Origin of the sequence: Pseudomonas sp. SIMBA_068, assembly GCF_046534705.1 — a bacterium.
In the GTDB taxonomy this organism is placed as follows: domain Bacteria; phylum Pseudomonadota; class Gammaproteobacteria; order Pseudomonadales; family Pseudomonadaceae; genus Aquipseudomonas; species Aquipseudomonas putida.
Genome location: NZ_JAWRYI010000001.1, coordinates 39,852 through 54,197, shown reverse-complemented (window position 1 = coordinate 54,197; position 14,346 = coordinate 39,852). Strand labels below are relative to the sequence as shown.

Sequence of the window (14,346 nt, the reverse complement as noted above, 5' to 3'; positions counted from 1 at the left end):
GCACGAAGCCTCTATGCCCTGAATCACGCAGATTCCGTCAGCTCTTTCCACGACACGATGCGTGCCGGCGCCGTGAGATGTTGGCGGACAAGCGCTTCGATGTAATGTTCATGGTCCCGCTCGGAGCTGATGATCACGACATCGTCCTGTTCCACTTGCTCACTCATCCAGGCCAAGGGCTGGATGGGCACGCCGAGCATTTGCGTGCCCTGGCGATTGAGGTTGGAGTCTATACAGGCGACGACCTGTCCACCTTTGTTTCTGGCTTCAAGAATCAGCAATGCGGCGATGAAGGCGCTACCAAAGATGATGATCCTGCGCCCCTCCAGGCCGGCCAGAATGCTCGAGCCTGGGTTTTCAACGGTTTTGCGCGTCCATTTCAGAAGTTGCCGGGTAGCGCTGGCATGCCCGGAAACCGACAACTTGTCCAGCGGGCACACCTGGTCCCCCAGCAACAGAAGCTGGGCTAGCAGGAAGACTGGCAAGCCCGCCAGAAAGGCGTCGGGGGCTTGCTCCAAGTTGCGCAGCAGGCTGTCGGCCGTTTTACCAATCTTCTTCAGAATGTGCTTGTCGATTGCCTGACCCACCTGGGTGGTAATGGCTTCCTGAATCGCGAAGCGCGCCACGTAGGCATCAAAATGAAGGGCCTCTACCTCCAGACCAGGCACGCCCCTGGCAATGTGCTTCAGGTCTCGATAGAGAGCGACCCCTGGTAGCGACAGGCTTGCCACATGGGAGAACTGCCTGGTGTGCAGCCGACGGCGCAGCAACGGCTGATCGAGGAAGCCGATAGCATGCCGGCGGTTGATACGCGCCGGCATCAGCACGTCCTCGATGCCTGCCGTCTCCAATGTTTTCTTGTGGGCAGCCGCGTCGCCGAGGCACGCGTGTACCGCATAGAAGCTGGGCAGTACGGCCCGCTCCAGCATCACGCCGCTGGGCATAGGCCACAACCGCTCCTTGAGAAAACTGCTGATGTATTCCCCTGGAGCGAAGACTCGCTCCGATTCAGGCAGGGTGTGCTCGCCGACTAGCGCATCCCCATCCTGATCAATGTCACTGACGCGAGTCCACACCAGCCGCACTTCTGGATGGCAATCCATGAAACGCATCTGCCGTTCAAGCATGTCTCGCTCCATGACATCATCGTCATGGGTCACGATCACCCGTCGCCCAAGGGCAAGGTGATAAGCCGAACGGCAGTTGAACTCCACACTGGAGATGTTGCGGGAATTCCTGACGTAGCGGATTCGCGGGTCCTGCAAGCGCAGGATAAACTCCGCAGTCCCGTCACTGCTGCCATTGTCGAGTACCAGCAGCTCGAAATCCTCATAGCTCTGGGCCAGGACGGCAGCGATGGACTGCTCGAGGTAGTGCAGTCGATTGTAGGTCAGCAGCGCAACGGTCAGCGACGGAATGGCTGGGTTCATGGCAACGACCGCACCAGATCAGGGATCTCACGGTGCTTCTGCCCGTGGAGAAAGACAAAGTTGGTTTCCTGGGTTTCCTCGTCAATGCCAGGGCACGGGCGTAGCCCCTCTTCGCTCAGGGTGTAAGCCTGGTAGCCAAGACCATCGAGCCGCTCCACCACCTCGTTAGGGTGGTAATCGAACTTCCTGGCCCACTTTCTCAACAGCTCGATCAGAATCACCGGTTTGTGTTGAGCGAGCATCGCCTCGCCACCCTGGATCACCATCAACTCCGCCCCTTCCACATCGCACTTGATGATCTGGGGCGCCAGCTCATGCTGCGCGCAGAAGCTATCCAGCGTCGTGGCCGGGCAGGACACCTTCTGCAGGCTTTCCTGGCGGCCCGGTTGCCCGGCCAGGACCTGGGAAGTGGCGCCGGAGCAGTTGGGCGTGTAGAGAAACTCCAGCGTCGCCTGCTGGTTTGAAAAGGCCAGCCGGTGCGCCTCTATGTTGAACAAGCCGTTGTGGCGGATGTTGCGCTCGAGAATCTCATAGGTATGGGGGATTGGTTCGAAGGCGTGAATCCGCGCCGACGGGCAATGCCGAGCCAGCGCCAGGGCATACCAGCCGCAATTGGCGCCGATGTCCAGAATCACCGCGTTTTCCTGGGTGATGGCTTTGAGGAACTCGGTTTCCTGTGTTTCATAGGCACGGAAGTTCATCAGGGTACAGGGCACCAGGTGCTGGTCCTGGGGATCCAGAAACAACTCGACCTGCTGCGAGCGGGAACGCACGAAGATGCCCTCTGGCAGAATGCGCAAAGACTCCACATCGGTACCGGCGATAAACTCAGGGTACTCGAACAGGCTGGCGTGCCGCGCGTGAATGGCCTCGATGTAATCCTGCTTGGCAGAGCCCCCGGCCTCATAGGCCGTACGGATGTGGTTGAGCGTGTTCATCGGCATTACCGGGCTCCGGTTGCGAGGCTGAGGATTCTGCCGCGCCAGTGATGTTGCTGGGTCAGTGTGTCGCGGATCTCTGCAGCGTAAGTGGTACTGGCAATGAAGACCGTGGCCCCCTGGTGCTGCGCCAGCTCATCGGGGCCGGTAATGGTCACACCGAGCAGGGATTTGCCCTGCAGGTTCCTGTTCCGGTCGACGATGCCGCAGACATTGGCCTTGCCCAGCCGGGTATCGCAGAGCAACCGGCTGGTAAGCGCGCCAGCGCCCCAGATCAGCACCGGCTCAGCACTGGCCTCCAGTTGCTGGGCCAGCGCTTCCACCGGGCGCAATACCTGCCGTGAAAGCTCGACATAACTGAGCAGGCTGGCAGCCGCCACAGCATCAACCGTGAAACGCTTCGCTGCCGGGCTGGTCTTGCGGTACATGGCCAGCAGGTAATGGTTGTCGTAGAAATCGTTGTGCTGGGAGATCACCGTCACTTTCTCGAAGCCGTTAGCCGCCAGCAGGTTGTCGAGGCTGGCAGCACTGAAGAAGTTGATGTGTTCCAGTGCAAACTCGAGGAAGGGCTCAGCCAGCGGCGTCTTGCCGAAGGCTTCGGCATCGGGAACAGCGATGAACAGATAGCCGTCATCCGCCAGCAGCGCCGCAATCTTCGCCAGGCTGTTGCGCAGGTCGGCAATATGCTCCAGCACGCCGCAAAGACTGATCAACTGGAAGCGCTCTTCAGTGACGAAAGCATCCACGGTCGCGCTTCTGATCTCTACTCCGTAGATTTCGTGCGCCAGCTTGGCTGCAGCTGGGCTGGGCTCCATGCCTAGTAAGCGCTGGAAGCCTGCCTGTTTGAAATGTGCAAGGAAATGACCCATGCCCGAACCGATATCGAGAATGCGAGCGTCGCTTGCCAAGTCTGCATGTTGCTGGACGAAGTGGAAGAAATCGCCATGAATACGTGCCAACCCGGGCGGCAGGTCGGTATGCAGGTGATGCTCGACGTTCTGATAGAACTGATCGAGCGCCGACTGATCCGGAATGTCGCTGGCGTAGGCAAAACCGCAGTTGCGACAGGCCACCACATCGTAATGGACTGCCTGGGGAAGCCCCGGGAACAGAAAATGCTGACGGTGCAGTTGCTCCGGATGGCTTGCGCCACAAATTTCACACGCTCTCATATCGCCTACCCTGAACTTTACGAACGGCCTTGCCAAAACGGAAGACGCAACAATAACTGGCCAAAAGAGCGGTCTTAGCCCGCCTGTGTATTGAGGCGAGAACGGTACCAACTTTGAGAAATATCACGGATCTGGGCAAGCCTCACAAAGGCCTCGTCCGGAATCCCGGCGCAAATGGCAAGTTGCTGTTCCAGGTTAAACATTTCTTCGGGTGAGTAACGGGGAACTCGCTCCTCGCCGGCCACCTGCACGTCAGGCGCGGGCTCCCAGCAGTCAATAATCGAACCCGCTGCATCGATATTGCCGTCCAGCCCAAGCGCGCGCAGCGTCTGAACGAATCGCGCATACGCGTCCTGATACTGCGAAAGCGTTGCGGTGTAGTCACAGCGTGACAAGAAGAAGTTGATATCCATTGATGCGGGCAGTTCATGTTCCGCCACAAACGGCAGTGAAAAAAACTCGCACATTTCCCGCACCCTTGAATCGTGCGCAATGAAAACGGCAGGTTTTCCGGCATGGATCGCCGGCGTCAAACCGTGCATTCTGGCCCCGAACACAAAATCCATCGACCCGAGGAATTCCTTCCACAGGCTGTAGTTTGTAAAGTAGCGAACGCGCTTTTTTTTCAACAAGGCAAGCACAGGCGCCAAGTCTTTATAGAACCGCCGCGCCGCATGGATATCGGCCCCGCTGACCTTCCCGGGGTAATAGAGCGCCTGCGCAAGCAGGCCAAAGACCTGCTCGACATAGTAATAATCCTGCTCACTGGCCAGGCGAAGAAAGTCGTCGATCCGGCTATGCCGATTGCCCTGGTAGTTCGAGTAGCACACCGCAACCTTTTCAGGGTTGCTCGGCACCTCCATCAAGGATGTGCGCAGCGCAGGGCCATTCAAGTAGAGGGATGGGCAGCCTAAGGGAACGGCATTCTTGATCCCGAGGCTATTCAGCACGTCCGCTGAATAATAGCCGCGCGTCCCCACCACCGGCGATCTATCGGCGATCACACTCAGATAGCGGACCACCGCAGGGGAAAGCTGCTTGTGGAACCCGGGCTGATAATCGTACTCCCTGGCTTGAATGGATTCGCCAAGACTGAAAAAAGGAATCTTCAGTTTTTCGATAAAGTCCGTGACGTAGGCGTAAGGATAACCATCCTGGTCATACGGAGGCGGCGCAATCCTGCAAGGGATGAAAAATATCACCTTGGAAAATCGCTCATTGACCTCTTCTGCGGTCATCCGAAAGTTCCAGGCCTCAAAATTGCGCCCCGAAGTCAACAGCGCGCCGGCATGGGCGTAAACAATGTCCCCAATATTGATAAATTGGGAATGATACTGGTAATTGGCCCCTGTCTTTCTAATCCCCTCAGGCGGGGGGAGGTAACCAATCAGAGTCGGACGCGAATCGGGAGCGTTCATGTATTGGCCTGCAAGAGTCTGGTTAAACCCACATCCAGAGATGTGAGTGGCGCCCACCCCAAAGCGCGGATCTTGTCGATATTGAAATGCCCAGCGCTTCTCACGGCGGGCGCCGGACCACTGCGCGCCTTCGGCCTGACCATGAGCTGCCCTGCCTTACCGGCTGAGGCAATCAACTTTTCGGCCAATTCCAGGATGCTGGTTTCCTGCGTTTCACCAACGTTATAGGCATGGCCTGCTTCACCCTGAAACAGAATGTGGAACAGCCCGAGCACGGTATCGGAGACGTAGCAGAACGGACGCGAGGCGCTTCCATCGGAATCCAGCTGGATATCCCGATTGTGAAGTACATCGGCAAGCAGATCGGAAATCGCCCGGCCATCATCCAGACGCATACCCGGCCCATAGCAATGGGAAATTCGCGCGATCCTGGCATCCACACCGTACTGGGTGTGGTAGGCCCGGCACAGGGTTTCGGCCAGGCGCTTGCTCTCGCCATAGCAGGCCCGTGGAGCCAACGGGTCTTCACGGCCAAAATCACCTTCCGCGATCGCATCGGTTTGCCAGGGATTGTCGCCGTACACCGCACCGCTGCTGAGGAACAGGAAACGTGCCTGCTTTTCCAGGGCCAGCTCAAGCAGTGCCCCGGTGCCATCGGTATTGGCGCGAATCGTATCGACCGGGCGCTGCAGATAGTCCTTGGGGCTGGCAGGGCTGGCGGCATGGATGATGAAACCCAGTGGCGCAGCAAGGCCGCAGGGCTGGGTGACATCCTGGATCAGAGGCGTCACTTCACCAGGCATATCCAGCCAGGGCATGCGTTGACGCAGTTTTTCCAGGTCCCGAGCCAGGGCATACACATGCAGGTTCGCCTGGGGCTGAAGGCGATTGAGCCAGGCCAGGGCCTCGACTACATGCCCCCCGATAAAACCCGAGGCGCCGGTGACCAGGATGTGACGACCGTACAGGGCCTCCCAAGGCAACGGGGCGGCGAGAATACCGCTCAAATCCCCGGCGAGAATGGAATCAGGCGTCTTCATAGATGCTATCCAGACCGATGATACGCTGCGCTGCAATCCCGAGGTTGAGCAGGTGCTGACGGATTTCTGCGGCGAAGCGGATGGAGCAGATGACGATGGGTAATTCCGCATGCGCTTGCGGGTCGTAGGCACACACCACGTGTTTACCCAGGCGTTGCCCCCATTTCGCTTCGGATGAGTCCAGCAAGGCGTGGATATCCAGCGACTCGGCTAACGGTGCCAGGTAATTGAGGTAGTCGCCGCCAATTCCGTACACCAGGAACGGGCCGCCGGTTCTTTCACGAAAACGCTGCAGCAGAAGCTGCTCGCGGCGCTCTGCCCCAAGTTGCAGGCGGGCGACGATGCGGATCGAGTCCGGGTAGACCGGTGATTCGTAATGCCCCACGGACACCCCATCACAACTAAAGCCGCAACGTGCAAGCAGCAGGGTCAGCGACGCCGGGGTGAACTGGTGCAGGTGCTCGAGATTGCGATCACTGGCCAGCAGCGGATGCCCCGCCTGGTTCGGCACCTCGATCAGCACACGCCCGTCTGCACCAAGAAGACTCGACCAGGCCGCAAGCTCCTGCTCGGGTCGGGCGATATGCTCCAGCACATGAAAGGACACGATCAGCTGGTACGGCGCTGCCTCGATCTGGCTGGTCGGCGTATGGAAGACGCGGTCAAGCTTCTGCTCGGCCAGCACCCTGTCTTGCGACAACTCCACACCCTCATAGGTGACGGCAAAGCGCGCCTTGATCTCACGCCCGAGTTCACCTTCCGCACAGCCGACTTCGAGCACACGCTCCCTGCCCGTCTGCAGCAAGTCAGAAACCGCAGCGACGCGCTCACGCATCTTGCGCTTGAACCAAGGTGTGTTCAGATCGTTACGTGCAACCAGGGTTTCATAGTAGCCCGCCTGGTCCATCGGCAGCCGCCAACGATGCCCGCACAGCCGGCAGGGTGTGTACGCAGGGCTGGGCAACTGCATCTCGATGGATCCGCAGCAGGGGCATGCACTGGCTGTCGTGGTTGTCATCATGCGCGCACCAGGCGTTCCAGCAACTTTTGCGGCGAAGGCAATGGCTGCTCATGACTGGCAAATTGACCATAACCCCAAGCGACGGGCCAGAACTCGACACCATTGGCAGCCGCTGCACGACCGTCTGCGACGGTATCGCCAATGTAGAGAGCCGATTGCGCTGCAATGCCGCCATCCTCCAGCAAGGCAGCGATCATGCCGGCCTTGTCCGAATAGCGATCAGGGTAGGAGTCACTGGCATACACTTCGCTGAACAGCCCTTGCCAACCTAATGCCGCAATGATGCGCTGGGTTGGCAGCAACCGCTTATTGGTCGCGATGGACAGACTGAAGCCCTGCTCATGTAGCTGTTCCAAGGCCGCCTGGCACCCGACATAGGCGGCCGTTTCCAGGCAGGCTTCGGCGTCGTAGATGTCCTTGAACGAAGCGCTCAGGGCATCAAGCAATACTGCGTCGCTACTACCGCTGAGTGTCGCCAGCGTCTGGCGCAAAGGCGGCCCGATCAGGCTGGCGTCTATAGGGCACATGGCCTGCAGGCCGTGTGCCTTCAGCGCACGGGCAAAGCAGGCCAGAATGGCCGGCGCGGAGTCAACCAAGGTGCCGTCGAAGTCGAACAGGACGTGGCGCTTCATCACTTGACCTGCTGCCGAACCTGGCGCGATACCGGGGCGATGTTGCCAGCCATTTCTTCCTCCAGTACTGCCAGCGGCAGCAAGGGGGACATATCTTCCAGCGGCATGGAGGTCATCGAACCATCGGCCTGCGGAATCGCGGCGACTTTCGGGCTCAATGCCTCATCCTTCATCAACAGGACTTCCAGAATCATCGGCCGCGGCATTTGCATGGCCTCGGCCAGGCCCTGGTCCAATTCGGCGGCATCGCTGATACGCTTGAACGGCAAATGGTAGGCACGCGCCAGTTCTTCCAGGTCCGGCATCCACAAGCCTGCTTCAGGGCCTGTGCCGACATAGCGGCTTTCGAAGTAGTTGCGCTGGGTATTGCGGATCGAGGCATAACCGCCGTTGTTCATCACCACCAGGCAGATCGGCAGGTTGAAACCGCGAAGCGTGGCCAGCTCCTGAATATTCAGTTGCAGGCTGCCATCACTCTCCACCGCCACCATCGGCTTGCAGCCGTTGGCGAAGCAAGCACCAATCGCAGCTGGCAGGCCGTAACCCATCGCACCCAGACCCGAGGTCAGGAATACACGCTGGCCTGGACGATTGCGGAATACGGTGTAGAACACTTCGACCGCCAGCCCGGAGCTGCCGGTGCTGACCAGCGTATTTTCCGGCACTGCATTGGAAAGCGAGTCAGCAAACTGGAAGTGGCTGATCGGCCCGCTGGCGGCGAAGGGCTTGCCGTCGTTGACGCCATAGCGTGACTTCCAGTCGCGGCAACGTTCCAACCATTGTGGCCGGCTGAACGAAGCACCTTTCAGAGAAGCAGCCAGTGTGTCGACGAAGCTGGCGGCGTCGCAGGTAACGGCGACATCGATAGCCATGTCGAGCTTGGCGATCTCGTTGGCATCCACATCAACGACGATCTTGCGTGCATTGCGCGCAAAGTCTCGTGGTGCATAGGCGGTGATGATGTTGTCCAGACGACAGCCGAGAGTGATCAGCAGGTCGGCATTCTGTACCGCGAAGTTCGGTGCACGCAGCGCTACCACACCTGGCCGGCCCACATACAATGGGTGCTCATGCGGCAGCAGGTCCATTGCATTCCAGGTCGTCACCAGCGGCACGCCCATGGACTCGATCAGATCACGAAAGGCTGCGGCCGCGCCGCTCAAGCGAACACCATGGCCGGCGAGGATCAGCGGTCTCTCGGCACCCTCAAGCAAGCTGCGGATCTGCGCCAGCGTTTGCGCCTCCAGCGCTGCAACGGGTGCAGCGGCCTCGTCCCACCCCACCAGGTTGTCGGGATCGATCGGCGCGCCCTGCACGTCCAGCGGTACGTCGATCCACACCGGGCCGGCACGGCCATCTCGTGCCACAAAGACCGCGCGCTCCAGCTCCCGGCGAATGTCTTCTGGCTGCTGGATGGTTACCGCGTACTTGGTGATCGGCTCGACCACACTGACGATGTCCACTTCCTGCACGCCTTTCTGCCGCAGGGGCGCGCCACGCAGCAGGTCGGCACGCTTGACCTGGCCGGAGATGACCAGCAACGGCACCGACTCGATCCACGCGCCCGCAACGGCAGTCACGGCGTTGGTCGCACCCGGGCCGGTGGTGACCATGGCCACACCGATATTCTCATTGATACGGCAATAGGCTTCGGCAGCAATCGCGGCGGCCTGCTCATGGTGGCAGGCCACTACATCCAGGTTGGGGTGCTTGCCGACCGCGTCGTTGAGGTGCATGGCACCTCCGCCCGGCAACAGGAAGACGTGCTCCACCCCCAGATCGGCGATGAAGTCAGCAATGTAGTCAGCAACACGATAGGGGGTAGGCACGTCAGTCCATCCAATAGCTCAAGAGGGTTTTACGGTCGCGATTGGCATTGATCGCTTCGTCGGTATAGAACGAATCATTGCTGAAATGCGTGGAAGACAGCTCTTCGATGATTGCCCCTTCCTGACTGTGGAAGGCATGGCGAACACCTGGCTCGACAGTGACCACATCGCCCGGGCGGCAGGCACGACTTACACCGTCCAGCTGCAGCGTCAGCTCGCCATGCAGGACGTGGAAGGTCTCTTCCTTGCGCTGGTGATATTGCTCCGGGTGCTGCTGACCCGGCAGGAGCATCAGCAGCTTCTTGCAGTAACCCCTGTTGACCACCGTGAGCATGGTCAAACCGACCTCGTCGAAATGATCCAGGCCATAGTGGTGGGATATTTCCAGGTCGACCCGGCCCGGCACCACCACGTGGCTGCTGCTCAGCTGCGCCCGAACGCGCTGGACAATCTCCCAGACCTTGTCACGCACATCGCGCCGCGTGCTGTTCTGCGTGCTCAGCGCTGCATGCTCGGGAATATCCGCCTGGGCTGTGAAGGTGGCGTATTTCGACCAGTCATTGGCAGTGATCTGCCCATCCTGCGGCGGGAAAGCGAAATACACATCGTCTGCCTGTACCACCTCGCCCGCGGCAATGGCCCTGCGCGCAAATACGCCACGACGTAGGGAGCGCAGGCTGGCGACTTCACTCTCGTTTACCGGCAAACGCTGCTCGCCTTCACCGCAGAGCAGCAAGGCATATTGCGCGGCTTCCAGCCAGCGTCGAACCTGCTCCGGGCTTGCCGAATAGGCGTTGAGCGGGAACTGCTCGGTGGGCAAGCCGACGTGCTTTTCGAAAATGCGCGCGCCCTTGGCGAGTGCAATCTTGACGATATCGGTATTGTCCGGATTTTCATGCGTTGAAAAGCCCACGCGCACACCCGGATAACGCCGGCGCAGAAAATCCACCTGCGACAGATGCATGTTGGCATCGGCGGTCGGGTACTCGCCTACACAATGCAGGATGGCGAAGTTCTTTTCCCGATGGGCAAGGAAACTAACCAGGCGATCGAGCTCTTCCAGGGTCGATCCGGCAGTGGAAACGATCAGCGGATGCTGAGTTTGTACCACGCGTTCCAGCAATGGCCAGTCGCTCATGGAGCAACTGGCGATCTTGATCGCATCCAGCTGCTGCTCTTCGATCACCTCCACCGATGCTTCATCGAACGGCGTGGACAGGCAGAGGAAACCGTTGGCACGGATTTCCGCCACCAGGCTATCGAACTGCTCACGGGACAGGCGCGTCTCGCTGAAGCGCTTGATGTACTTCACATCGTCACGGCCACGCATCGCCGGGTGAATGAAGGTGTCCAGATCACGGTATTGCAGCTTGAAAGCGAAGCGGAACGGAAATGCCTTGCACACCTCGGCAAAGGCGCGGATCAGCGCCACGCCATGCGCCACATCGCCCATGTGGTTGTTCGCCATTTCCAGGATGAACAGCGGTTTGTCGAACAAGGTACCCGCGCTGGCGGTAGGGGTGCTCATCATTGGGATCCTCGGTTGAGCCAGGCTTCGATGTGACTGGCCGCATGTTCCAGGTGGGCGTCGCTCAAGCCCGGCCACAGGCCGATCCAGAACGTGTCGTTCATGATCTTGTCGGTTACCGGCAACTCGCCGGAAACCCGGTAGTTCAGCCCCTGCATGTAGGGCTGGCGGGTCAGGTTGCCGGCAAACAGCAAGCGTGTGCCCACGCCCTGTTCATCCAGGTAGCGCACCAGCTCGACGCGGTTGATTCCACAGCCATCGCGCAGGGTGATCGGATACCCGAACCAGGACGGGTCGCTGTCGCGGGTGGCCTGCGGCAGGATCAGTTGGTCCGCACAACCGGCCAGCCGGTCGCTCAGCCAGGCGAAGTTGCGCTTACGGGCGGCAACGAAATCATCAACCCGGTCCATCTGCGCCAGGGCGCAGGCGGCCTGCATGTCGGTGATCTTCAGGTTGTAGCCCAGGTGCGAGTAGGTGTACTTGTGGTCGTAGCCGTGCGGCAGGTCACCCATTTGCCAGCAGAAGCGCTTGCTGCAGGTGTTGTCCTCGCCCGGCGCGCAGTAGCAATCGCGGCCCCAGTCGCGGTACGACTCGATGATGCGCTTGAGCAACGGCGAGTCGGTAAACACCGCACCGCCCTCGCCCATGGTGATGTGGTGCGCCGGGTAGAAGCTGAGGGTGCCGATATCGCCAAAGCCGCCAACCATACGGCCCTGGTAAGTGGAACCCAGGGCATCGCAGCAGTCTTCGATCAGCCACAGGCCGTACTTGTCACACAGGGCGCGCACAACGCCCAGATCGAAAGGGTTGCCCAGGGTGTGGGCCAACATGATGGCCTTGGTCTTCGGGCCGATGGCCGCTTCGATCAGCGCCGGGTCGATGTTGTAGGTGCCCATCTCGACATCGACGAACACCGGTACCGCGCCGAACTGCAGGATCGGGTTGACGGTGGTGGGGAAGCCGGCAGCAACGCCGATCACCTCGTCACCCGGCTTGATCGCCCGGTCGCCGAGGCGTGGCGAGGTCAGTGCGGAAAACGCCAGCAGGTTGGCCGACGAGCCGGAATTGGTGGTGAGTACACAGCGACGCCCCAGGTACCTGGCCAAGCGCTTCTCGAACGCCTCGTTGAAGCGGCCGGTGGTCAACCAGCCATCCAGCACGGCCTCGGTCATGGACTGCAACTCGCCGGCGCCGATCACCTTGCCGGAGGGCGGCACGCTGCTCTGCCCTGCGACAAAAGGTTTGGGTGCCATCTGCAGCTCGGCATAGCGCCCGACCAGTTCGGCAATCTGTTGGCGCAACTGCTGCGCCGTACTGTCACTCATGGGTTCCGCCTTGGTGAGCCGCGATCTGCTCGCGGGTAACGATGTTCATGTCACGCCCTGCGCGCCAGGCCAGGTGCCAGTCCAGGGTATGTTTCAGGGTGTCATCCAGCGACCAGCGCGGTGCCCAGCCAAGCACTTGCCGCGCCTTGCTGGAATCCAGTGCCAGCAAACCGGCCTCATGCGGCTGGGCATCGCTGGCGACCGACCAGCGCGCTTCGCCCGGCCAGCGCAGGGCAAGACGACGGACGATTTCGCCGACGGTAGCCAGGCCTGCGCTGTCCGGGCCGAAGTTCCAGGCAGTTGCGTATCGCTCGGCGTCTGTGAGCAAGCCATGCGCCAGCTGCAGGTAGCCCATCAGCGGGTCGAGCACGTGCTGCCAGGGGCGGGTCGCATGGGGATAGCGCAAGACCACTTCTTCACCGTCTTGCCAGGCGCGGAAGATATCCGGCAGCAAGCGCTCGGCAGACCAGTCCCCGCCACCCAGAACATTGCCAGCACGTGCCGTGGCCAGGGCCACGCCGGCGGAACGCAGGAAAGAGTCGCGGTAGCTTGCGCACAGCAGTTCGACGCAGGCCTTGCTGCTGCTATAGGGGTCGAAGCCGCCCAGGGCATCCTGCTCGCGGTAGGGCCAGGGCCACTCGCGGTTGTCGTAGCACTTGTCAGTGGTCACCACCAGCACCGCACGTACCGAGGGCGTGGCACGCACGGCCTCCAGCAGGTTCAGCGTACCCATGACGTTGGTAGCGTAGGTGTCAGCCGGCGCCCGGTACGACTCGCGCACCAGCGGCTGAGCCGCCAGGTGCAGCACCAGTTCGGGTTGGAAATCCTGCAGGCCACGGGCCAGGGCCGAGGCATCACGGATATCGGCGAAATCACCTGGAATCTGCTGTTGCAGTTGCGCGACCTGCCACAGCGATGGCGTGGTGGCGGCAGGCAAGGCGAAACCGCGCAGCTCGGCGCCAAGCTGGCGCAGCCACACGGCCAGCCAGCCGCCCTTGAAACCGGTATGCCCGGTCAGCAGGACGCGGCGCCCTGCCCAGAATGCCGGGCTCAACGCCATAGCTGCCATGCTGCGTCGCCGTTCTTCCAGTGTGTTTCAAGCAGCGTGCGATCACGCAGGGTATCCATCGGCTGCCAGAAGCCACGGTGCAGGTGGCTCATCAACTGGCCGTCTTCGGCCAGGCGGCGCATGGGCTCGTCTTCCCAGGTAGTGGCATCGCCCTGGATGTATTCGAGCGCGGCCGGTTCGAGCACGAAGAAGCCACCATTGATCCAGCCACCGTCGCCTGCCGGCTTTTCCTGAAAGCCGCGCACCTGCTCGCCGTGCACATCCAGGGCGCCGTAACGGCCCGGCGGTTGTACGGCGGTAACCGTGGCCATCTTGCCGTGCTGGCGGTGGAATTCGATCAGGCGCGGAATATCGACGTCGGACACACCGTCGCCGTAAGTAAGGCAGAAGGTTTCATTGCCAACGTAATCGCGAACTCGCTTCAGGCGGCCACCGGTGGCGGTGTTTTCACCGGTATCCACCAGCGTCACCCGCCATGGCTCGGCGTGGCGGTTGTGGATATCCATACGGTTTTCCGCCATGTCGAAAGTGACGTCCGACATGTGCAGGAAGTAATTGGCGAAGTACTCCTTGATCACGTAACCCTTGTAGCCCAGGCAAATGACGAAGTCGTTGATCCCGTAGTGCGAGTAGATCTTCATGATGTGCCAGATGATCGGCTTGCCGCCTATCTCGATCATCGGCTTAGGGCGCAGGTGGGATTCTTCGCTGATGCGTGTGCCCAGCCCACCGGCCAGAATGACTGCTTTCATTGTACTGTTGGTCCGCATTGGTCGGAGGGGCGGCGACAAAAAACTGGCCCTTGGCCCTTTATGCTAGGCAAAGCAAAACGCATGCCTGCTTTAGGATCGCACTGGCTGCGAAATCGGTTTTGTTACTGGGGGGTTTCCGAGAAGGCTCAACCCATGCCGGGGCCGGCCCTGACCGACTGGCGAGCGGGGAAG

The 14,346-nt window shown here is 60.5% G+C and carries 12 protein-coding genes; all 12 read right to left on the bottom strand.

Annotation, left to right across the window (positions count from 1 at the left end; genetic code table 11):
• Positions 1–23: 23 nt before the first annotated feature.
• Positions 24–1,430 (bottom strand): glycosyltransferase family A protein, encoded by a 1,407-nt coding sequence (locus SB756_RS00265; RefSeq protein WP_341796430.1) that lies wholly within the window; start codon positions 1,428–1,430, stop codon positions 24–26.
• Positions 1,427–2,374, bottom strand: coding sequence for an FkbM family methyltransferase (locus SB756_RS00260; RefSeq protein WP_341796431.1), 948 nt, complete (start codon positions 2,372–2,374; stop codon positions 1,427–1,429). Before SB756_RS00260 ends, SB756_RS00265 begins: the two co-directional genes overlap by 4 nt.
• Positions 2,374–3,540, bottom strand: a complete 1,167-nt coding sequence (locus SB756_RS00255; protein WP_410909959.1) for a class I SAM-dependent methyltransferase — start codon at positions 3,538–3,540, stop codon at positions 2,374–2,376. Before SB756_RS00255 ends, SB756_RS00260 begins: the two co-directional genes overlap by 1 nt.
• A gap of 74 nt (positions 3,541–3,614) precedes the next feature.
• The gene (locus SB756_RS00250; RefSeq protein ID WP_341796433.1) at positions 3,615–4,958 is read right to left on the bottom strand and encodes a polysaccharide pyruvyl transferase family protein; all 1,344 of its coding nucleotides are present in this window, start codon (positions 4,956–4,958) and stop codon (positions 3,615–3,617) included.
• Positions 4,955–5,998, bottom strand: coding sequence for an NAD-dependent epimerase/dehydratase family protein (locus tag SB756_RS00245; protein ID WP_410909958.1), 1,044 nt, complete (start codon positions 5,996–5,998; stop codon positions 4,955–4,957). The genes SB756_RS00250 and SB756_RS00245 overlap by 4 nt, the downstream gene beginning before the upstream one ends.
• The gene (locus SB756_RS00240; RefSeq protein WP_341796435.1) at positions 5,985–6,968 is read right to left on the bottom strand and encodes a class I SAM-dependent methyltransferase; all 984 of its coding nucleotides are present in this window, start codon (positions 6,966–6,968) and stop codon (positions 5,985–5,987) included. Before SB756_RS00240 ends, SB756_RS00245 begins: the two co-directional genes overlap by 14 nt.
• Positions 6,969–7,015: 47 nt before the next feature.
• Positions 7,016–7,651: an HAD family hydrolase gene (locus SB756_RS00235; protein WP_341796436.1), complete on the bottom strand. Its 636-nt coding sequence runs from the start codon at positions 7,649–7,651 to the stop codon at positions 7,016–7,018.
• On the bottom strand, positions 7,651–9,480 hold the full coding sequence (locus tag SB756_RS00230) for a thiamine pyrophosphate-binding protein (RefSeq protein ID WP_341796437.1): 1,830 nt from the start codon (positions 9,478–9,480) through the stop codon (positions 7,651–7,653). The genes SB756_RS00235 and SB756_RS00230 overlap by 1 nt, the downstream gene beginning before the upstream one ends.
• A gap of 1 nt (position 9,481) precedes the next feature.
• A complete protein-coding gene (locus SB756_RS00225; protein WP_341796438.1) occupies positions 9,482–11,008 on the bottom strand; it encodes an N-acetylneuraminate synthase family protein in 1,527 nt (508 codons plus the stop codon).
• Entirely contained in the window at positions 11,008–12,333 is a 1,326-nt protein-coding gene (rfbH, locus tag SB756_RS00220; RefSeq protein ID WP_410909957.1) for a lipopolysaccharide biosynthesis protein RfbH, read from the bottom strand. Before rfbH ends, SB756_RS00225 begins: the two co-directional genes overlap by 1 nt.
• Positions 12,326–13,393 carry a CDP-glucose 4,6-dehydratase gene (gene rfbG, locus SB756_RS00215; RefSeq protein ID WP_410910407.1) on the bottom strand — a complete coding sequence of 356 codons (1,068 nt, stop codon included), beginning with the start codon at positions 13,391–13,393 and terminating at the stop codon, positions 12,326–12,328. The genes rfbH and rfbG overlap by 8 nt, the downstream gene beginning before the upstream one ends.
• Complete coding sequence (gene rfbF, locus SB756_RS00210; protein ID WP_341796439.1) at positions 13,384–14,154, bottom strand: glucose-1-phosphate cytidylyltransferase; 771 nt, start codon at positions 14,152–14,154, stop codon at positions 13,384–13,386. Before rfbF ends, rfbG begins: the two co-directional genes overlap by 10 nt.
• Positions 14,155–14,346 lie beyond the last annotated feature (192 nt).